This window comes from Mesorhizobium sp. LSJC269B00, assembly GCF_000502815.1.
Classification (GTDB): domain Bacteria; phylum Pseudomonadota; class Alphaproteobacteria; order Rhizobiales; family Rhizobiaceae; genus Mesorhizobium.
In genome coordinates, this window is the sequence record NZ_AYVN01000001.1 from 937,424 (window position 1) to 956,490 (window position 19,067).

The 19,067-nt window shown below is 62.2% G+C and carries 18 protein-coding genes and 1 pseudogene; 10 read left to right on the forward strand and 9 right to left on the reverse strand.

Translation table 11 applies throughout. The features are described 5' to 3' along the window. Positions 1-71: 71 nt before the first annotated feature. The 3 genes from rpmB to X771_RS160360 all read left to right on the forward strand — a co-directional run bounded on the left by rpmB (position 72) and on the right by X771_RS160360 (position 1,886). Positions 72-368 (forward strand): 50S ribosomal protein L28, encoded by a 297-nt coding sequence (rpmB, locus tag X771_RS160370; protein WP_023670682.1) that lies wholly within the window; start codon positions 72-74, stop codon positions 366-368. 162 nt (positions 369-530) lie between these two features. Next, positions 531-1,211: a queuosine precursor transporter gene (locus X771_RS160365; protein WP_023686728.1), complete on the forward strand. Its 681-nt coding sequence runs from the start codon at positions 531-533 to the stop codon at positions 1,209-1,211. A gap of 3 nt (positions 1,212-1,214) precedes the next feature. Then, a complete protein-coding gene (locus tag X771_RS160360) occupies positions 1,215-1,886 on the forward strand; it encodes a spermidine synthase (RefSeq protein WP_023686729.1) in 672 nt (223 codons plus the stop codon). 5 nt (positions 1,887-1,891) lie between these two features. Here X771_RS160360 and X771_RS160355 read toward each other — a convergent pair whose 3' ends face one another. From X771_RS160355 to X771_RS160340, 4 genes are all read right to left on the reverse strand, one after another. Next, entirely contained in the window at positions 1,892-2,917 is a 1,026-nt protein-coding gene (locus X771_RS160355) for an esterase-like activity of phytase family protein (RefSeq protein ID WP_023686730.1), read from the reverse strand. Then, entirely contained in the window at positions 2,914-4,812 is a 1,899-nt protein-coding gene (cobT, locus tag X771_RS160350; protein ID WP_023685363.1) for a cobaltochelatase subunit CobT, read from the reverse strand. Before cobT ends, X771_RS160355 begins: the two co-directional genes overlap by 4 nt. Positions 4,813-4,823: 11 nt before the next feature. Then, positions 4,824-5,810 (reverse strand): cobaltochelatase subunit CobS, encoded by a 987-nt coding sequence (gene cobS / locus X771_RS160345; protein WP_023670677.1) that lies wholly within the window; start codon positions 5,808-5,810, stop codon positions 4,824-4,826. Between the two features lie 123 nt (positions 5,811-5,933). Beyond that, positions 5,934-6,563 (reverse strand): J domain-containing protein, encoded by a 630-nt coding sequence (locus X771_RS160340; RefSeq protein ID WP_032887126.1) that lies wholly within the window; start codon positions 6,561-6,563, stop codon positions 5,934-5,936. Positions 6,564-6,731: 168 nt separating this feature from the next. On the opposite strand from X771_RS160340, the gene X771_RS160335 reads away from it, so the two are divergent. Further along, positions 6,732-7,034: a BolA family transcriptional regulator gene (locus X771_RS160335; RefSeq protein ID WP_023670675.1), complete on the forward strand. Its 303-nt coding sequence runs from the start codon at positions 6,732-6,734 to the stop codon at positions 7,032-7,034. 11 nt (positions 7,035-7,045) lie between these two features. Here the strand turns inward: X771_RS160335 and X771_RS160330 are convergent, their stop codons facing one another. Then, complete coding sequence (locus X771_RS160330; protein WP_023686731.1) at positions 7,046-8,599, reverse strand: acetolactate synthase large subunit; 1,554 nt, start codon at positions 8,597-8,599, stop codon at positions 7,046-7,048. Continuing rightward, positions 8,556-8,984: a hypothetical protein gene (locus X771_RS1000000169060; RefSeq protein ID WP_245259876.1), complete on the reverse strand. Its 429-nt coding sequence runs from the start codon at positions 8,982-8,984 to the stop codon at positions 8,556-8,558. The genes X771_RS160330 and X771_RS1000000169060 overlap by 44 nt, the downstream gene beginning before the upstream one ends. A gap of 152 nt (positions 8,985-9,136) precedes the next feature. On the opposite strand from X771_RS1000000169060, the gene X771_RS160325 reads away from it, so the two are divergent. The 3 genes from X771_RS160325 to X771_RS160315 are packed head-to-tail and all read left to right on the forward strand — an operon-like array spanning position 9,137 to position 13,971. Then, the gene (locus X771_RS160325) at positions 9,137-11,086 is read left to right on the forward strand and encodes a PrkA family serine protein kinase (RefSeq protein ID WP_023686732.1); all 1,950 of its coding nucleotides are present in this window, start codon (positions 9,137-9,139) and stop codon (positions 11,084-11,086) included. 17 nt (positions 11,087-11,103) lie between these two features. After that, the gene (locus X771_RS160320) at positions 11,104-12,411 is read left to right on the forward strand and encodes a YeaH/YhbH family protein (protein ID WP_023686733.1); all 1,308 of its coding nucleotides are present in this window, start codon (positions 11,104-11,106) and stop codon (positions 12,409-12,411) included. A gap of 9 nt (positions 12,412-12,420) precedes the next feature. Continuing rightward, positions 12,421-13,971, forward strand: a complete 1,551-nt coding sequence (locus X771_RS160315) for a SpoVR family protein (RefSeq protein WP_023686734.1) — start codon at positions 12,421-12,423, stop codon at positions 13,969-13,971. Positions 13,972-14,011: 40 nt separating this feature from the next. On the opposite strand, the gene X771_RS160310 is transcribed toward X771_RS160315, so the two are convergent. Genes X771_RS160310 through X771_RS160300 form a run of 3 tightly spaced genes read right to left on the reverse strand, consistent with a single transcriptional unit; the run spans position 14,012 to position 16,646 of the window. Continuing rightward, complete coding sequence (locus tag X771_RS160310) at positions 14,012-14,908, reverse strand: HlyC/CorC family transporter (protein ID WP_023686735.1); 897 nt, start codon at positions 14,906-14,908, stop codon at positions 14,012-14,014. Then, entirely contained in the window at positions 14,905-16,038 is a 1,134-nt protein-coding gene (aroB, locus tag X771_RS160305) for a 3-dehydroquinate synthase (RefSeq protein WP_023686736.1), read from the reverse strand. The genes X771_RS160310 and aroB overlap by 4 nt, the downstream gene beginning before the upstream one ends. Next, positions 16,035-16,646 carry a shikimate kinase gene (locus X771_RS160300; protein ID WP_023686737.1) on the reverse strand — a complete coding sequence of 204 codons (612 nt, stop codon included), beginning with the start codon at positions 16,644-16,646 and terminating at the stop codon, positions 16,035-16,037. The genes aroB and X771_RS160300 overlap by 4 nt, the downstream gene beginning before the upstream one ends. A gap of 172 nt (positions 16,647-16,818) precedes the next feature. Here X771_RS160300 and X771_RS160295 point away from each other — a divergent pair, with 172 nt between their 5' ends. From X771_RS160295 to X771_RS160290, 3 genes and pseudogenes are all read left to right on the forward strand, one after another. Then, positions 16,819-16,971 (forward strand): hypothetical protein, encoded by a 153-nt coding sequence (locus X771_RS160295; protein ID WP_023670666.1) that lies wholly within the window; start codon positions 16,819-16,821, stop codon positions 16,969-16,971. A gap of 21 nt (positions 16,972-16,992) precedes the next feature. Continuing rightward, positions 16,993-17,906: pseudogene (locus tag X771_RS01000000164680) on the forward strand (site-specific tyrosine recombinase XerD). Between the two features lie 88 nt (positions 17,907-17,994). Further along, positions 17,995-18,945 (forward strand): acetyl-CoA carboxylase carboxyltransferase subunit alpha, encoded by a 951-nt coding sequence (locus X771_RS160290; protein WP_023685389.1) that lies wholly within the window; start codon positions 17,995-17,997, stop codon positions 18,943-18,945. Positions 18,946-19,067: the final 122 nt, after the last annotated feature.

Below are 19,067 nucleotides of genomic sequence, written 5' to 3' on the forward strand. Positions count from 1 at the left end.
CTGAAACCGCGCGCCACCCGGCGCGGGCGAACAAGGTTTGGCAGGCTTAGACAGAACTGAAGGTTAGAACCATGTCCCGCACTTGCGAACTCACTGCCAAGGCAGTCCAGACCGGCAACAATGTGAGCCACGCCAACAACAAGACCAAGCGCCGCTTCCTGCCGAACCTCGTCAATGTGACGCTGATTTCGGAAGCGCTGAACCAGAATGTGCGCCTGCGCATTTCGGCCAACGCGCTGCGTTCGGTCGAGCATCGCGGCGGCCTCGACGCCTTCCTGGCCAAGGCCGACGCCAAGGAACTGTCGCAGCGCGCGCGCCTGTTGAAGAAGCAGATCGCCAAGAAGCTGGCCGACCAGCCCGCCGCTTAACGATATCAAGGCGGGGGACGACCGCCCTGAGCATCGGAGCAATCCGATGCTCAAAACTTCTAAGGCAGCAGCATCGGAGCAATCCGATGCTCAAAACTTGCAAGGCAGCGCGACCCGAACTTCGGCTAGCGCCTGGCTGGTTCCATTACCCAGGATAAAAAAATGACTTCCTTCTCGCGATATCTGCCCTTTGTGGCCACCATGGCGCTTGTCGTCGTGGCATCGAACATCCTCGTGCAGTTCCCGATGCAGGGCCAGGCCGGCGGTCTGTCGCTGGGCGACATCCTGACCTGGGGCGCCTTCACCTATCCCTTCTCCTTCCTGGTCACCGACCTTGCCAACCGCCGCTACGGGCCGACCGTGGCGCGCCGCATCGTCCTTGTCGGCTTCATGACCGCTGTGGTCTGCTCGATCCTCGTCCCGCCCTTCCTGTTTCGCCACGGCCTGATCGAGTTCGAGACATCAGCCGACCGGCTGGTGCGCATCGCCGCAGCTTCCGGCGCGGCCTTCCTTTGCGCGCAATTGCTCGACGTCACCGTGTTCAACCGGTTGCGCCGGCAGAGCTGGTGGCGCGCGCCGATCGTCGGCACGCTGGTCGGCTCGGTGTTCGACACCCTGGTGTTCTTCAGCATCGCCTTTTCGGCCGCCTTCGCTTTTGCCGGCCCGAACGACAGCTTTGCGCTGGAGACGGCGCCGCTGATGGGCGTGCTGCCGGTCGAGACCATGCGCTGGGTCTCCTGGGCGCTGGGCGACCTCTCGGTGAAGCTGATCATCGCTGTTGTGGCCCTGATCCCCTACCGGCTGCTCGCCGCCCACTGGAGCCAGCCGGCCGTGGCTGTCTAGGCCGTGATTCCCTGGGTCCAGCTCGGCTCGGCCAAAACGCCTGACGGCGGACAGGAACTGCGCCTCAAGCAGCGCGGCAGCGAATTCTCGATCATGCTCGGCACCAATGAGCTGATGAACAGCCGCCTCAGCGGCTCCGAGGAAGCGCTGGCCAAGCTCTCCTGTGAAAAGATCGGCGGCCGCGCCCAACCGAAAATCCTGATCGGCGGCCTCGGCATGGGTTTTACGCTGCGCGCTGCGCTTGCCCAAATGGGCGCCGACGCAGGCATCACCGTTGCCGAGCTTGTCCCCGCCGTCATCGCCTGGGCGCGCGGCCCCATGGAGGCGGTCTTCGCCGGCTGTCTCGACGATCCCCGTGTGACGGTTCGCGAAGCCGACGCCGGGCACATCATAAGATCCGACAAGGCAGCCTGGGACGCCATCCTGCTCGATGTCGACAATGGCCCCGAAGGCATCGTCTACAAGGGCAACGACGCCCTCTATGGCGCTGCCGGCCTCGGCGCGGCGCGTGCAGCGCTCAGGCCCGGGGGCGTGCTGGCTGTTTGGTCGCAAGGCCCCGATGCCGGCTTCACACTTAGGCTCAAGCAGGCGGGCTTTGTCGTGGACGAGGTGAAGACGCGCGCCAATGGCAAGCGCGGCGCGCGCCACGTCATCTGGATCGCCACCAAGCCTTAGGGCTCTCAATCCTGGTGCAGGATGAATTCCAGATAGAGGTTGCGCTGCAGGATCGAATGGTTGTCGTCCGAGATCAGCGACACCATCAGCGCTCCGTCATCGCGGGTCCAGACGTCGAGCCCTTCCATATTGTCGATCTGGTAGCCCATATCGGCTTCCATCAGCACCGGCCCGTCGGCAACCGCGCCCTTCTCGACGCTTTCGCCATAGATGCGTCGCAGCCGCATCCTGACACCGCCGGCCATCGAGAAACTGCGCTCCAGCAGCAAGAGATCGCCATCCGGCAGGAAAGCGCCGTCGGTGATGCCGAAATCGCCGTTGCGCTTGACCGTGAAGACGCCCTTGTGCGGCCCTTCGATGATGGCGGCATAGATGTTGCCAGCCTTGTCCAAGCTCTTTTCCGAGACCACGACGAGGCCGCCCTCGTGCTGGCCGTTGGGATTGGCGTGGGTGACGGTCTCGAAACCGCGGTTCTGTCGCAGTTCGCGGGCTGGAACCAGAAAGTTCAGTTGCTTGAACGGCGCCGTCATGTTGCTGGGGTCGATCTTGAACTGGGCGACGCGGTGATCGCGCTCGAAGCCGACGGTGGCGATGCCGTCCTTGACTGCAAGGCCCTCGGCATCGACTTCCCATTTCCTGTCGATCGGCCGGCCCTTCTCATCGACCATCTGCTGCATGCGGAAATTCTGGATGCCGGACGGCCGCTTGTCGGCATCATGGGTGATAGAGCCGAAGAACCAGAAGCCCGTATCGGCGACGCCGATGAAATCGCTGCCGGGTTTGACGAACCGAAATGCCGACAGCGCGCCGAAATCGCGCGTCGTCGAGTTCATCTCAAGACCGCCGACGAATTCCAGCAGCCCAAACTGCTTGTCGGCGCTGCCGATATTGAAGGTGGTGATCGGCCGCGCCGAGACTTCGACCGGCTCGACCGCGCTTGGGCCGGCGGCGATGGCCGGCGCAAACGCCATGCCGAACAAGGCAGTGACCGCGAAGAGCATCTGCCGAAACCCGCCGCGCAAAAAAATCATCCAGCGCGCCGGTAGCCGCCGCGGCGTGTATCGCGCACGTTTTCCTCGGCAAACAGCGAGGCCAGCTGCTCGGTCATGGCGCCGGCCAGTTCCTCGGCATCGACGATGGTGACGGCGCGCCTGTAATAGCGGGTAACGTCGTGGCCGATGCCGATGGCCAGCAGCTCGACCGGCGAGCGCGTCTCGATCAGCTCGATGACGGCGCGCAGATGCCGCTCGAGATAGTTGCCAGGATTGACCGACAGCGTCGAATCGTCCACCGGCGCGCCGTCCGAGATCATCATCAGGATCTTGCGCTGTTCGGGCCGGGCGATCAGCCGGTTGTGCGCCCATAACAACGCCTCGCCGTCGATGTTTTCCTTGAGCAGGCCCTCGCGCATCATCAGGCCGAGATTGCGCCGGGCGCGACGCCACGGATGATCGGCGGATTTGTAGATGATGTGGCGCAGATCGTTGAGCCGGCCGGGGTTCGGCGGCTTGCCGTCCTTCAGCCACTTCTCGCGAGCCTGTCCGCCCTTCCACGCCCGCGTGGTGAAGCCGAGGATCTCGACCGAGACGCCGCAGCGCTCCAGCGTGCGCGCCAGAATGTCGGCACAGGTGGCGGCAACCGTGATCGGCCGACCGCGCATCGAGCCCGAATTGTCGAGCACCAGCGTCACCACCGTGTCGCGGAATTTGGTGTCGCGCTCCTGCTTGAACGACAACGGCTGCATCGGGTCGATGACGACACGAACCAGGCGTGCCGGATCGAGATAACCCTCTTCGAGGTCGAAATCCCAGGAACGGTTCTGCTGCGCCATCAGGCGGCGCTGCAGCCGGTTGGCGAGCCGTCCGACGACGCCGGAGAGATTGGCCAGTTGCTTGTCGAGGAAGGCGCGCAGCCGGTCGAGTTCTTCTTCCTCGCACAGCTCTTCCGCACCGACGGTCTCGTCGAAGGCGGTGGTGAAAACCTTGTAGTCGATCTCTTTCGGCAGGTTGGCGAACGGGTTGTCGTTGCGGCGCGCCTCGCCCGGCGTTTCGGCGTCCGCATCGTCATCGTCGGAAAGATCGTCGGCAGTGGCGTCGGAGGCCTCAGTCTCGGACGACTGTTCGTCGTCGGCCGAGGCCTCGGCATCCTCGGATTGCGACTGCTCGGAGCCGGAATCCTCTTCGCCGCCCTCCTCGCTCTGCTCCTCGCCTTGCGGCTGGTTCTCGTCATTGTCCTCGGAGTCTTCGGTCTCCTGATCGTCGCCGAGTTCCTCGGCCATCTCCATGGACGCCAGCATCTCACGCACGACGCGGGCGAAGGCCTGCTGGTCGCCGAGCTTGGCCGACAGTCCGTCGAGATCGGCCTTGGCCTTCTCCTCGACCCAGGGCCGCCAGAGTTCGACCAGCCGCTCGCCGCTCTTCGGGATCGGCCGCCCGGTCAGCTTCTCGCGCACCATCAGCGCCAGCGCTTCCTCGATCGGCGCGTCGGCCTTGTCCTTGACGTCGACAAGGTTGGCCTTGGCGTATTTGTCCTCCAGCATGGAGCCGATATTGTCGGCGACGCCCTGCATGGCGCGGCTGCCGATCGCCTCGACGCGGGCCTGTTCCACGGCGTCATAGATCGAGCGCGCCAGCTTGCCTTCCGGCGCCAGTTTGGTGTGGATACGCTGATCGTGGCAGGCGCGCTTCAGCGCCATGGAATCGCCCAGGCCACGAGTAATTGCGATGTCTGTCTTGGACGCTTTCTTCGGCAGTTCGGGCAGACGGGCGCGGCTGCCGGCGAGCGCCGGGCGGTCCTTGGCGAAACCGACTTCGAGCTCCTTGTCGCCGGCGATGGCGCGCATGCAGACGGTGACGGCACGCTTGAAGCTGTCGGCTTCAGACCCCGTCTTCGACTTGTTGCGCGTGTTGTCGCCCGGACCCGCCATCGAGGCTCTGCTCAGCCCAGCACCACGTTGGCGGCGCTCTCGGGCAGGTCCTCGCCGAAGGCGCGCTGGTAGAACTCGGCCACCACCGAACGCTCCAGCTCGTCGCACTTGTTGAGGAAGGTCAGCCGGAACGCCATGCCGATATTGCCGAAGATCTCGGCATTTTCGGCCCAGGTGATGACGGTACGCGGGCTCATCACGGTCGACAGATCGCCATTGATGAAGGCCGAGCGCGTCATGTCGGCGACCCGCACCATCTTGTTGACGATGTCCTTGCCCTTGCCGTCGCGATAGTGCTTGGCCTTGGCCAGCACGATGTTCACCTCATTGTCGTGCGGCAGGTAGTTCAGCGTGGTGACGATCGACCAGCGATCCATCTGCGCCTGGTTGATCTGCTGCGTGCCGTGATAAAGGCCGGTGGTGTCGCCGAGGCCAACGGTGTTGGCGGTCGAAAACAAGCGGAACGCCGGATGCGGGCGGATGACCCGGCTCTGGTCGAGCAGCGTCAGGCGGCCCGATGATTCCAGCACGCGCTGGATGACGAACATCACGTCCGGACGGCCTGCATCGTACTCGTCGAAGCAGAGCGCGACATTGTGCTGGTAGGCCCAGGGCAGGATGCCGTCGCGGAATTCGGTGATCTGCAGGCCATCCTTGACGACGATGGCGTCCTTGCCGACGAGGTCGATACGGCTGACATGGCTGTCGAGGTTGACGCGCACGCAGGGCCAGTTCAGGCGGGCTGCGACCTGTTCGATGTGCGTCGATTTGCCGGTGCCGTGATACCCCGACACCATGACGCGGCGATTGTAGGCAAAGCCGGCAAGGATCGCCAGCGTCGTTGCCTTGTCGAACAGATAGTCCGGATCGATGTCCGGCACATGTTCCGAGGTGACCGAATAGGCCGGCACCACCATCTTGGACTCGAAGCCGAATTTGTCTTTCACCGACACCGTCGTGTCGGGCAAATTGGCGATGTCGCGATCGACCTTGTTCATCTCTATCCAAGTCTCCACGGGCGAAATGCCTGATTTCGCCGGCAATCGATTTTGTCCGGGGGCGGTCTTAGAGCCTTTTCCACCCTTATGAAAGTTGGAAAACGACACGAACCGTTAGGTTGCTCAGCACAAACCCGCCTGCTTGAGCACGCGATAGGCCTGCAGCACATCGCGGAACCGGTCTTCCGAACCTCTATCGCCGCCATTCGCATCCGGATGGTGGCGCTTCACAAGTTCCTTATAGCGCGCCTTGATGTCCTTGCCAGTCGCCTTTGTATCAAGGCCAAGCGTTTCCAGCGCCTTGGCCTCAAGCGGCTTGGCCTTGCGTTCGCGCGCCTCGCGCGGGTCCTTCGGCCCTTTGAACAGGTCGAAAGGATCGCGCATGCGGTTGTAATAGCCGGCGCGACCGGAACGCTGCTGGGCGAAATCGGGCGAGGAGCGCGTCGAGGCGCCGGCGACGCCCATCTTCCATGTCGGCCGGTGGCCGGTCATCGCTTCCTTCTGGAAGCGGGCTATCTCGGTGTCCGGCACGCCGGAGAAGTAGTTGAAACCCTTGTTGTATTCGCGCACATGATCGAAGCAGAACTGAAAATACTCGCCTTCCTTCATGCGTCCGACCGGCGCCCGGTGGGTACCGGCCTCCTTGCAGCCGTCCCACTGGCAGATCGGCGAGTGCGACTTCAGCTCCGCATCCTTGTCGGGACGGACCCGAATTTTCTCGAAATATTTGGGGTACGGTTTCATCTCACCCATTTATGGGCTGTTCGCACGTGCGAAACAAGAATTGACATTTTCGCGATCATCGCCCTAACCGCTGAATCGCGGCATAAAGCAGGGCGAATGGCGATTTTTGAGGCGGCCCGGCGGGATCGATCCCGATTTCCCGATCACGCCTTGCAGATATGGTGAAGGGAGATGGCGATGTCCATACAGGCGACGATGGAAGACAAGCTGAACAAGGCGTTTTCGCCGGAGCGGCTGGCGATCGTCAATGAAAGCCACCTTCATGCCGGTCATCACCACCACGGCTCCGATGATCACGGTGCCTATGACGGCACCGGCGAGACGCATTTTCGCGTCCGCATCGTCTCATCCGTCTTTGCCGGCATGAGCCGCATCGACCGCCACCGCGCCGTCAACGAATTGCTCGCAGCGGAGCTGCAAGCCGGCGTCCATGCGCTGGCAATCGAACCGGCTGCACCCGGCGAAAAGACCCGATGGTAAGTCTCTCCGCCTCAGATCACCGCTTCGATGAGAAACGGTCCCGGACGCGACAGGGCACTGTCGAGCAGCGCGTCGAACCGCTCGCACGTGTCGGCGCGGGCCGCCTCGACGCCCATGCCTTTGGCCAACGCAACCCAGTCCAGCGCCGGATGGTCGAGATCGAGCATGCGCCTGGCGTTCTCGCCGATTTCATTGACCCCGACATTCTTCATTTCGCCATGCAGGATGGCGTAGGTCCGGTTGGAAAAAATGATGGTCACGACGTCAAGCTTTTCCCTGGCCTGGGTCCACAGTCCCTGCACCGTGTACATGCCGCTGCCGTCGGCTTCGAGATTGATCACCTTGCGGTTCGGGCAGGCGATCGCTGCTCCTGTCGCCATCGGAATGCCGCCGCCGATCGATCCGCCCGTACCCATCATGTAGTCGTGCGGCGCCGCAAAGGCGGATAGCGTGAAGAACCGTCTCGCCGAGGTGACCGCTTCGTCGCAGACGATGGCATTGGCCGGAAGTTTGCGCGCCACCGACAGCGCGATGGCATCGTCCGTCAGTCTGCCGCTCAGCGTCGGTTCGTCTGGAAAGGCGGTTGCGGCGGCGAATTGCTGCGTCGGCTTGATGCCGAGCTCGTTGGCCAGCGCCTCCAGCGCCGCTTTCAGATCCTGGCCATGCGCCGCCAGCGAAAGCACCTTGCAATCGTCCCGAACCAGCCGCCCGGGCTTGCCGGGATAAGCGAAGAAGGCAACCGGCTCCTTGGCGCCGACCAGCACCAGCAAATCGATATCCCGGAGCGTGGCCGTCGCCGCATCGACCGGATAGGGAATGCGGGTCGGGGCGAACCGCCCGCGGCCGCGCTGCATGCGGGCGATCAGAACCTCACTGAACAGCCTGACATCGCTTCCCGATGAAATTCTCCCTGTGATTACAAGTGCATCGGCGCGCGCCGCTTGCCCACGCACCACCATGCCGACACGGCCCGGCGCGGCGCGGATTGCTTCGGCGATCGTGCGCACAACAGCCATGTCGACCGCGGGCGGCGGCTCCAGCTTCACCTTGCCAGGTGAAATCGCAGCAACTTCGCCCCAGGCCGCATCCGCAGGCAGGATCAGCGTCGTGACGCCAGGCGGCGTGAGTGAGGCGCGGAAAGCCGCCTCGGCGGCCGGCACAATATCGGCCGGCCCCTTGACGCGGCCAACCCAGTTCGACATCGGCGACGCCAGGCCTTCTATGTCGCTGGTCAGCGGGGCATCGAGCGGCAGATGGTAGGAAGCATGGTCGCCGACAATGTTGATCATCGGGCTGCGCGCACGCCTTGCGTTGTGCATGTTGGCCAAACCGTTGGCGAGACCCGGTCCGGTATGCAGCAACGTTGCTGCCGGGCGGTCGGTCATGCGCGCATAGCCGTCGGCGGCGCCGGTTACCACGCCCTCGAACAGGCCGAGCACGCAACGCATCTGAGGTTTGCGGTCCAGTGCGGCAACGAAATGCATTTCGGATGTGCCAGGATTGGCGAAGCAGACCGTGACGTCATTGGCCAGGAGCACGTCGCACAGCAGATCGGCGCCATTCATGATTTTCTTTCCCAATCGACAATTCAGGAACAATTGCACCTGTAGGCGCCGGGTCGGCAATGTCCCGCCGGGGCTTTTGGTCTGATCCAGGACGCCTCGCGGGGATCCGGCGATCAACCGACGGTCCATTCAGGAAGGCCAGCATCGCGGCGGTCAACGCGTCGCCGTCCTCGCCGAAGTCGTGATTGATCGACATATGCGTGTAGGCGTTGCCGTCGAACAGCGTCACTTCAGTGCCGATGGCGCGCAGGCGTTTGGCAAAGCCTTCGATTGGTCGTCGCGGCCTTCGGCGCGCGAATAGGCGATGAAGGTCGGCGGATGCTTGTGTCCATCGAGATAGCTGGCCGGCGACAACGCCGCCCATCAGCGCCGCAGCACCGGGCAACCCGCCATTCCAGCCACTCCGAATGTTTCCTCCCAAGCCTTCTACCCGGATTGCAGCCACTCTCCTTCATGTGAAGGGAACCAACAATGCTTTCCGACAGTTGAAGGTGATGAGGCGATTGGAATCCAGATCGGCTCCGAGGGCAGAACATCATGCGTGCAACCCAATCCGACGTCTTCGATCTTTTTTCGGAAATTTATGCCAATGCGGCGGACGAAGAGGTCAGCATCCAACAGTATCTTCTTGCCTGTCGGGAAGACAAATCGATGTACGCTTCGGCGCCCGAAAGGATGGTCGACGCAATCGGCGAACCAAAACTGGTTGACACCAGCAAAGACGAGCGCCTCGGCCGCATTTTCGCGAATCGGACCCTCAAGATCTACCCTCATTTTTCTGACTTCTATGGAATGGAGGATACGATCGAGCGCATAGCTGGATATTTCCGCTATGCCTCGCAGGGGCTCGAAGAACGCAAGCAGATCCTCTATCTCCTCGGCCCGGTCGGCGGCGGCAAATCCTCTCTGGCCGAGCGCCTGAAGAAACTGATGGAGCAGCGCCCGATCTACACGCTGAAGGTCGGCAACCAGATCAGCCCGGTTTTCGAGTCGCCGCTTGGGCTGTTCCATCCCGATCACATGGGTGATCTGCTAGAGGATAAATACGGCATAGCCCGGCGCCGGCTGAACGGATTGATTTCGCCATGGGCGGCCAAGCGCCTCGACGAATTGTCTGGCGACATTTCCAAATTCAGCGTCGTCAAGCTGATGCCTTCGCGGCTGCGCCAGATCGGCATTGCCAAGACCGAACCTGGCGATGAGAACAATCAGGATGTCTCGGCCCTGGTCGGCAAGGTCGACATCAGGCAATTGGAAAATTTTAGCCAGTCCGACCCCGATGCCTATTCCTATAGCGGTGGCCTGAACCGGACCACGCAAGGTCTGCTTGAATTCGTCGAGATGTTCAAGGCACCCATCAAGGTTCTGCATCCGCTGCTGACCGCGACACAGGAAGGCAGCTACAACGGCACTGAAAATTTCGGCGCCTTTCCCTACCAGGGGATCATCGTCGCCCATTCCAACGAGTCGGAATGGCAACAGTTCAAGAGCAACAAGAACAACGAGGCGTTTCTCGATCGCATCCTGGTGGTCAAGGTACCCTATTGCCTGCGGATCACCGAAGAGAGGCAGATCTATGAGAAATTGCTGCGTGAGAGCGAGTTGGCCGCCAGCCCCTGTGCCCCTGAAGTTTTGGACATCCTCAGCCGCTTTGCAGTTTCGACGCGCTTGGCCGAGCACGACAACTCGCCGCTTTACACCAAGATGCGCGCCTATGACGGCGAAAATCTGAAGGAAGTCGATCCCAGGGCAAAGTCGGTCCAAGAATATCGCGACGCCGCCGGCGTCGATGAAGGCATGACGGGCGTCAGCACGCGCTTTGCCTTTAAGATCCTTTCGCAGACATTCAACTTCGATAATGAGGAGGTGGCCGCCGATCCTGTGCATCTGATGTACATTCTGGAGGAGGCGATCAAGCGGGAGCAGTTCCCGAAGGAAACGGAAGCGGCCTATCTTGAATTCATCAAGTCGGAGCTTGCGGCGCGCTACGCCGAGTTCATCGGCCACGAAATCCAGAAGGCCTATCTGGAGTCCTATAGCGAATACGGCCAGAACCTCTTCGACCGCTACATCGCCTATGCGGATGCCTGGATTGAGGACCAGGACTACAAGGACCCCGACACCGGCCAGATCCTCAACCGGGAGATCCTGGACAACGAACTTTCGCAGGTCGAGAAACCGGCAGGCATCGCCAATCCCAAAGACTTCCGTAACGAGGTGGTGAAGTTCACTCTGCGCGCTCGCGCAAGAAACCACGGCCGCAACCCGTCATGGACCAGCTATGAAAAACTGCGCGAGGTCATCGAGAAGCGGATGTTCGGACAGGTCGAGGACCTCTTGCCGGTGATCAGCTTCGGCTCCAAGCAAGACAGCGTTACGGAAAAGCGCCATAACGAATTCGTACAGCGCATGATCGAGCGTGGCTACACAGAACGGCAGGTACGCCGGCTGGTGGACTGGTACATGCGGGTGAACAAGGCGGGTTGACAGAGCCGGATGGTTCCATGCCGATCTTCATCGACCGTCGCCTGAACCCCAAGGACAAGAGCCTTGGCAATCGACAGCGCTTCCTCAGGCGTGCTCGCGAGGAGTTGAAGCGGAGCATTCGCGATCAAATCCGCACTGGCAGGATCGCCGACGTGGATACCGAGCACGCCGTGCCCATGCCGGAAAGGAAAACGGCCGAGCCGAGCTTCAACGATGACAGGGCCAGCGGACGGCGCCGACACATCCTTCCGGGCAACAGGCATTTTTCCCCTGGAGACCTGCTCCCGAAGCCGCATGGGGGCGGCGCGGCGTCGTCGCCAGGAAACACGGCGTCGGAAGACGATTTTCGTTTCGTGCTGTCACGCGAGGAGGTGCTCGAACTCTTTTTTGAGGATCTCGAACTGCCCGACCTGGTTAAGCTCAATCTCAAGGAAATCCTTGCCTTCAAGCCGCGCCGGGCCGGCTTCGCGGCAACCGGTTCCCCGACCAACATCAATGCCGGCCGCACCATGCGCAACAGCCTAGGCCGGCGCATTGCGCTGAGGCGCCCCACGCAGCAGGAACTGGAGGCGATCCTCCGGGAAATCGTCACGCTTGAGTCGGCCCCGGCCGGCGCGGCGGTGCGCCAGCGCATCGCGGAATTACGCGACGAGCTTGACCGGCTGGAGCGACGGCGCAGGCGAATTGCCTTTGTCGATCCGGTCGATATCCGATTCAACCGCTTCGACGCCCGGCCGGTGCCGAATGCCAATGCCGTCATGTTCTGCCTTATGGACGTGTCCGGATCGATGGGCCAACGCGAAAAGGACTTGGCCAAACGCTTCTTCGTGCTGCTGCACCTGTTCTTGAAACGGCGCTACGAACGCACGGAGATCGTCTTCATCCGCCATACCCATGAGGCGCACGAAGTGGATGAGGACACGTTCTTCTACAACACGCAGAGCGGCGGTACGATCGTCTCCACCGCGCTCGACGAAATGCACCGCATTATCGGCCAGCGCTATCCTGCCAGCGAGTGGAACATTTACGCCGCGCAGGCCTCTGACGGGGACAATTTCACCACCGATTCCGAGCGATGCATAGAGCTCATGAACGGCAAGCTCATGCGCCTGTGCCAGTATTTCGCCTATGTCGAGATCATCGACGAACGCGAGAGCCACATATTCGGTGCTACCGAAAACGGGACGTCGCTTTGGCGCGCCTACAGTACGATCGAGCTGAAATGGCCCAACTTCCAGATGAGCCGCATCGCTGCTCCCGCGGATATTTACCCGGTCTTCCACCGGCTCTTCGCCAGGCAGCCGGCGGCCATCAAGAGCGCTTGAGAGAGAGAGATGGTCAGGCGAGCCAACGAAACGAATTTGTTGTTTTCCGGTTCTGACTGGAATTTCGAGAAATTATCGCGGGCTTTTGAAGAGATCGAGGCGATCGCGGTCGACGAGTTGCATCTCGATACTTACCCGGTCCAGATAGAGATAATCTCCTCCCAGCAGATGCTCGACGCCTACTCATCTATCGGCATGCCACTGATGTATCGGCATTGGTCGTTCGGCAAACATTTCCTTCACCAGGAGCTTCTTTACCGTAAGGGTGGTCGGGGGCTGGCCTATGAACTGGTCATCAACTCCAATCCCTGCATCGTCTACCTCATGGAGGAAAACACCATGGCGTTGCAGGCCCTTGTGACGGCCCACGCGGCGCTTGGCCACAATCATTTCTTCAAGAACAATCATCTGTTTCAGCAATGGACCGACGCCGGGGCAATCCTGGGTTATCTGGACTTCGCCAAGGGCTACATCGCCCGGTGCGAGGAGCGGCACGGCCTTGCAGCAGTGGAGGCCATTCTCGATTCCGCCCATGCGCTGATGGAACAAGGGGTGTTCCGCTACCACCGGCCGCCAAAGCTCTCGTCGGAGCGACAGCGCGAAGGGCTTCGCGAGCGCCTCGAATACGAAGAGCGCTCCTACAACGATCTGTGGCGCACGCTGCCGCCGTCGCAGAACAAAAACAAGTCCGGCAATGAGGATCAAGGGATGGCGGAGCGCAAGAGATCGCTCAACCTGCCCGAGGAAAACCTCCTGTATTTCCTCGAGAAGAACAGCCTGACCCTGGAACCCTGGCAGCGCGAGATCATCAGGATCGTCCGCGTCATCGCGCAATATTTCTACCCGCAGCGACAGACTCAAGTGATGAATGAAGGCTGCGCCACCTTCGTGCATTATACGCTCATGAACATGCTATTCGATCGTGGCCGGATCGGCGAAGGTGCCATGCTCGAAATCCTGCGCAACCATTCGAACGTGATCTTCCAGCCGGCCTTTGACGATCCCCGGTTTTCAGGCATCAATCCCTATGCCCTCGGCCTCGACATGATGCAGGACATACAGCGCATTTCGACCGAGCCGACGGCGGAGGACCGCGACTGGTTCCCGGACATTGCAGGACATGGCAACTGGCGCGAGGTCCTGCTTGAGGCCTGGGCCAACCACCGCGACGAATCCTTTATCCGCCAGTATCTCAGCCCGAGCTTGATCCGAAAATGGCGGTTCTTCGTGCTTGGCGATGGAGCCGACCAACCGCATTTCGAAGTCGCCTCGATCCACAACGAACGTGGCTATCACAAGATACGCGCCCAGCTTGCCCACAGTTACGACCTTGGAGCGAATCGGCCGGACATCCAGGTGATTGATGTCGACCTGCTCGGCGACCGGCAGTTGCGGCTGCAACACAGGGTAAAGGATGGTGTTGTGCTCGAAGGCGCCAGCCGTGACGCGACGCTCCGCCATGTACGCAGCCTCTGGGGCTACGAGGTCAGCCTGGTTGCAGTTGACGCTCAAACCGGTGCGACAATCCACGAACGGTCTACGAGCCAGATCGCGGCATAAACTCGGCAAAGAGCGTTCTGTTGCGGGCCTGCTCGGACCTTTAGGATTCGCCCGCCGGCCTGATCCTGATCCTGGCGATCCGGTTCTTGTCGCGTTTCATCACCACGAAGCGCTTGCCGTGGAAGGTGAAAGCCTGCTTTTCCTCGGGGATCGACTGCGTCTCGTGGATGACCAGCCCGGCAATGGTGGTCGCTTCCTCGTCAGGCAGGTTCCAGTCGAGCGCCCGGTTGAGATCGCGGATCGGCACGGTGCCGTCGACGACCACGGAACCGTCCGCCTCCTGCTTGACGCCCTGAATGTCGACATCGTGCTCGTCGGCGATCTCGCCAACGATCTCCTCGATAATGTCCTCCAGCGTCACCAGCCCTTCGACCTCGCCATATTCGTCGACGACGATAGCGAAATGCGCCTTGGCGCGCAGGAAGGCGTTGAGTTGTTCCTGCAGCGTGGTGGTGTCGGGCACGAACCACGGCTTCGACGCGATCTTCATCACGTCGATCCGGGAAAAGTCGTTGCCGACCTCGTTCAGCGCTCGCAGCAGGTCCTTGGCGTGCAGCACGCCGACAATGTTGTCGAGCGAGCCTTTCCACAACGGCATGCGGGTGTGTGGGCTTTGCAGGATCTCGCGCACCACCGCTTCCGGCCCATTGTCGGCATTGACCGAGCGCATATTGGTGCGATGGACCATGATGTCGGAGACTTCGAGTTCGGCGAGATCGAACAGCCCGCCGACGCGGTCGCGGTCCTCTCGCACCATCTGGCCGTCGCGGCGGAAATCGTCGACCGCGCCGCGCAACTCGTCCTGGGTCGAGCGCTGCGGCTCGATGCGCGACAACTCATAGCCGAACATGGCAAGCAGGCGCGTGCGCACGGCCAGGACCAGCAGGGTAAGGATGGCAAGGACGGCGACGACGGTCCAGCCGGGTTCGTTGATCATCGCCGCCGGCTTTCCTGGCCCGGATGGTTTTCGCTGAGGAACGAAAGCACCTCCGACGTCGGTACATCCTTGGCAATAAAAGCCTGGCCAACGCCGCGCGTCAGGATGAAGGTCAGCGCGCCGCGCGACACTTTCTTGTCCTGGGTGATGAAGCCAAGCAGCGCCTCGGCATCGGGCAACTCACCAGGGATGTCGGCCATCCGCCAGGGTAGACCGACGGCGCGAAGATGCGCCTCGACCCGCGCCGCGTCGTCCGGGCTGGCCAGATTGAGCCTTGCGGAAAAGCGGTGCGCCAGCGCCATGCCGATGGCGACGCCTTCGCCATGGACGAGGCGGGCGCCATCATACTGTGTGGCGCCTTCCAGCGCATGGCCGAACGTGTGGCCAAAATTGAGCAGTGCGCGGTCGCCGGTTTCGAACTCGTCGCGGGCGACGACATCGGCTTTGGCGCGGCAGGCCCCGGCGATCGCCTCCGCCCGTTCCGCACCACCGGCGAACACCTTTTCCCAGTTCGCTTCCAGCCAGGCGAAAAACGCCGGTCGGTCGATCAACCCGTATTTGGCAAGCTCGGCATAGCCGGCGCGAAATTCGCGGATCGGCAGCGTGTCGAGCACTTCGGTGTCGGCCAGCACCAGCTTCGGCTGATGGAAGACGCCGACCAGATTCTTGCCGCGCGGGCTGTTGATGCCGGTCTTCCCACCGACCGAGGAATCGACCTGCGCCAGCAGCGAGGTTGGAATCTGGACGAAATTCATGCCGCGGCGCACGATGCCGGCGGCAAAGCCGGTCAGGTCGCCGATGACGCCACCGCCGAGCGCAATGACGACATCGCCGCGCTCCAGCTTGGCGGCGAGCACGCCGTCGACCACCTCTTCGAGATGGGCAAAGCTCTTGGTCTTTTCGCCGGCCGGCAAAGTGATGACGGCAGGCTGGATGTCGCCTGTTTCCAGACCGGCCTTCAGCGCGTCGAGATGTGCCGCCGCGACATTGTCGTCGGTGACCACCGCCGCCCTCGTGCCGGGCAGGCGGCGCGAAATCTCGGCGCCGGCGCGCGCCAAAAGGCCAGGGCCGATCAGGATGTCATAGGCACGCTCGCCAAGGCCGACCTCGACAGTGACCGGTTCGCTCACAGCCGCACCTCGCCTGGCGCAGTCGGAGCCGGAATGCCGAAATGCCCGCACAGCGCGTCGACAACCTCCGTCGCAATGACCTCCTTGCGGTCGTCGCGTGTCGGCACGGTGATGTTGGACGTGGCATAGACCGGGTAGCGCTCGCCCATCAGTCGCTCGAGCACGGCGCGCGGATCGGCGCTTTTGAGCAACGGCCGGTTCTGCTTCTTGGACACGCGTTCCATCAACAGGTCGATCTCGGCCTTCAGCCACACCGACACGCCATGCCCGGCGATCGCTTCCCGCGTCTGCGCATTCATGAACGCGCCGCCGCCGGTCGACAGCACCTGCGGCCCACTCTCCAGCACGCGCAGGATGACGCGCTGCTCCAATGCCCGGAATTCGGTCTCGCCATAGCGTTCGAACAGTTCCGGCACCGTCATGCGCGACACGGTTTCGATCTCCTGGTCGCTGTCGACGAAGGGCAGCGACAGCATCGTCGCCACCTTGCGGCCGATCGCCGTCTTGCCGGCGCCCATTAGGCCGACAAAGACGATCGAGCGGTTGCCCAGCCTGTCGAGTAGCGCGGCATGGCTATCGCCGGGAGGATTTGCTGGTAACGCGTTCATGAGACCATGCTGCTTCTAAGCCGTCTTTGCCGGCGTATCGACATCAAAAGCCCGTTTGCGTCAAGCATAGCGCCTTTCGCACGCAGAGCCCTTCGTCCTTGAATTGACGGAATTAGCGTCCCATAAGGACACAGGGCTTGGAATCGCAGAGCAAGAAGACGGGCGAAGATTGATGCCGACACTGTTCCGCTTTGTCGTGACGATGATGATTCTTGCCGGCATTGCCTATGGTACGATGGTGGCGCTGGCGATGTTCGTAGAGCCGAAAAAAGCCGAAATTACCGTGCGCATCCCACCGGAAAAGCTGAACCCCAAGAAAAACTGACCCAAAACTGACCCCTGGAACATGAACAGCGCGGCTCGCATCGAAGCCTTTCTCGAGATGATGAGCGCCGAACGCGGTGCTGCTGCAAACACGCTGTCTTCCTACCGCCGTGATCTCGAAGACGCTTCGCAGCAGATTGCCGGCGGGCTTGCCGCTGCCGCCGCAGCCGACATCCGCGCCTATCTCGACGATATCGCGGCGCGCGGCTTTGCGTCGACGTCGCAGGCGCGCAAACTGTCGGCGATCCGCCAGTTCTTCAAGTTTCTCTACGCCGAGGGCTTGCGCGGCGACGACCCGACCGGCACGCTGGACAGTCCGAAAAAGGGCCGGCCGCTGCCCAAGACGATGAGCGAGGCCGATACCGGTCGGCTGCTCGACCGCGCCGCGCTTGAGACAGGCGATGCCGTCAATGGTGACCGGGTGGCTGCACTGCGCCTGCACGCTTTGGTGGAGGTGCTCTATGCCACCGGCTTGCGCGTCTCCGAACTAGTCGGCCTGCCGGTGACCGTCGCCCAGCGCGACGACCGCTTCTTCATGGTGCGCGGCAAGGGCGACAAGGAGCGCATGGTGCCGCTGTCGGCCAAGGCCCGCACGGCGATGCGGGCTTGGCTCACAGCCCGGGCCACGGTGCCGGCTTTCGCCGACAGCCCGTTTCTCTTCCCGGCCGCCGGCGACAGCGGCTTTCTCTCCCGGCAGGTCTTTGCCCGCGATCTCAAAGGCCTTGCCGCGCGGGCCGGCATATCGGCGGCGAAAATTTCGCCGCATGTGCTGCGCCATGCTTTCGCCAGCCATCTCCTGCAGAACGGCGCCGATCTCAGGGCGGTGCAGCAGCTGCTCGGCCACGCCGATATCTCGACCACGCAGNGATTTACACGCATGTGCTGGAAGAGCGGTTGGTGCGGCTGGTCAACGATCATCATCCGCTTGCCGACTAGGCCTCATATCGCTATGTGAGGGCAACGTGCCCGCGCGGAGCCTACATCTGCGCGATGTTTGCCTTCCGACGCATCGGTCCGCTCAAGAATGTACAATTACCTCGATTTCGAAAAGCCGGTGCAGGACCTTGAACTCAAGATCCTCGAGCTGAAGAAGCTTGCCGAGAATGGCGAGGCGGTCGACGTCGGCGACGAAATCAGCCGGCTCGAGAAGCGCGTGCGCGACGCGCTGCGCGACATCTACAAGGCGCTGACGCCGTGGCAGAAGGTGCAGGTCGCGCGCCACACCGACAGGCCGCATTGCCTCGACTACATCAAGGGCTTGTTCAGCGATTTCACGCCGCTCGCCGGCGACCGCAATTTCGGCGAGGACCAGGCGATCATCGGCGGCTTCGCCCGCTTCCGCGGCGAACCGGTGGCCGTCATCGGCCAGGAAAAGGGCTCCGACACGGCGAGCCGGCTCAAGCACAATTTCGGCTCGGTGCGCCCTGAAGGCTACCGCAAGGCCGTGCGGCTGATGGAACTTGCCGACCGTTTCCAGATCCCACTTCTGACGCTGGTCGACACCGCCGGCGCTTACCCCGGCGTTGGCGCCGAGGAACGCGGCCAGGCTGAAGCCATCGCCCGCTCAACCTCGGCCTGCCTCGGCCTCAAAGTGCCATCGATTTCGGTTGTAATCGGCGAAGGCGGTTCGGGCGGCGCCATTGCGATCGCCACCGCCAACCGCGTCTACATGCTGGAACACGCCATCTATTCGGTGATCTCGCCGGAAGGCGCTGCCTCGATCCTGTGGCGCGACACCACGCGCTCGAAAGATGCGGCGACCAACATGAAGATCACCGCCCAGGACCTTCTGGAAATGAAGATCATCGACGCCATCATTGCCGAGCCGCTCGGCGGCGCCCAGCGCGCGCCCGAAACGGTGATCGCCGCCACCGGCGACCTCATCGCCAAGACGATGAAGGATTTTGCCGGCGCCAACACCGATTTTCGCGAACAGCGCCGCGAAAAATATCTGGCGATGGGCCGCAGCCTCTGATTTTTGCCGGCAGCGCACCGCAATGTGGCGTCAAGGAGCAATTTCGCCACAAAAATGCCGCCGCATTCGGCTCAATAAAAAATCCGTGACACCGAGCGAATTGCCGTGGGGGGCGCCTTCCG

What these genes read in the sequence shown, in the direction of transcription:
- rpmB (WP_023670682.1), top strand. Translation starts at nt 72, where the DNA reads ATGTCCCGCACTTGCGAACTCACTGCCAAGGCAGTCCAGACCGGCAAC.
- X771_RS160365 (WP_023686728.1), top strand. Translation starts at nt 531, where the DNA reads ATGACTTCCTTCTCGCGATATCTGCCCTTTGTGGCCACCATGGCGCTT.
- X771_RS160355 (WP_023686730.1), bottom strand. Translation starts at nt 2,917, where the DNA reads ATGATTTTTTTGCGCGGCGGGTTTCGGCAGATGCTCTTCGCGGTCACT.
- cobT (WP_023685363.1), bottom strand. Translation starts at nt 4,812, where the DNA reads ATGGCGGGTCCGGGCGACAACACGCGCAACAAGTCGAAGACGGGGTCT.
- cobS (WP_023670677.1), bottom strand. Translation starts at nt 5,810, where the DNA reads ATGAACAAGGTCGATCGCGACATCGCCAATTTGCCCGACACGACGGTG.
- X771_RS160340 (WP_032887126.1), bottom strand. Translation starts at nt 6,563, where the DNA reads ATGGGTGAGATGAAACCGTACCCCAAATATTTCGAGAAAATTCGGGTC.
- X771_RS160335 (WP_023670675.1), top strand. Translation starts at nt 6,732, where the DNA reads ATGTCCATACAGGCGACGATGGAAGACAAGCTGAACAAGGCGTTTTCG.
- X771_RS160330 (WP_023686731.1), bottom strand. Translation starts at nt 8,599, where the DNA reads ATGAATGGCGCCGATCTGCTGTGCGACGTGCTCCTGGCCAATGACGTC.
- X771_RS160325 (WP_023686732.1), top strand. Translation starts at nt 9,137, where the DNA reads ATGCGTGCAACCCAATCCGACGTCTTCGATCTTTTTTCGGAAATTTAT.
- X771_RS160320 (WP_023686733.1), top strand. Translation starts at nt 11,104, where the DNA reads ATGCCGATCTTCATCGACCGTCGCCTGAACCCCAAGGACAAGAGCCTT.
- X771_RS160315 (WP_023686734.1), top strand. Translation starts at nt 12,421, where the DNA reads ATGGTCAGGCGAGCCAACGAAACGAATTTGTTGTTTTCCGGTTCTGAC.
- X771_RS160310 (WP_023686735.1), bottom strand. Translation starts at nt 14,908, where the DNA reads ATGATCAACGAACCCGGCTGGACCGTCGTCGCCGTCCTTGCCATCCTT.
- X771_RS160300 (WP_023686737.1), bottom strand. Translation starts at nt 16,646, where the DNA reads ATGAACGCGTTACCAGCAAATCCTCCCGGCGATAGCCATGCCGCGCTA.
- X771_RS160295 (WP_023670666.1), top strand. Translation starts at nt 16,819, where the DNA reads ATGCCGACACTGTTCCGCTTTGTCGTGACGATGATGATTCTTGCCGGC.
- X771_RS160290 (WP_023685389.1), top strand. Translation starts at nt 17,995, where the DNA reads ATGTACAATTACCTCGATTTCGAAAAGCCGGTGCAGGACCTTGAACTC.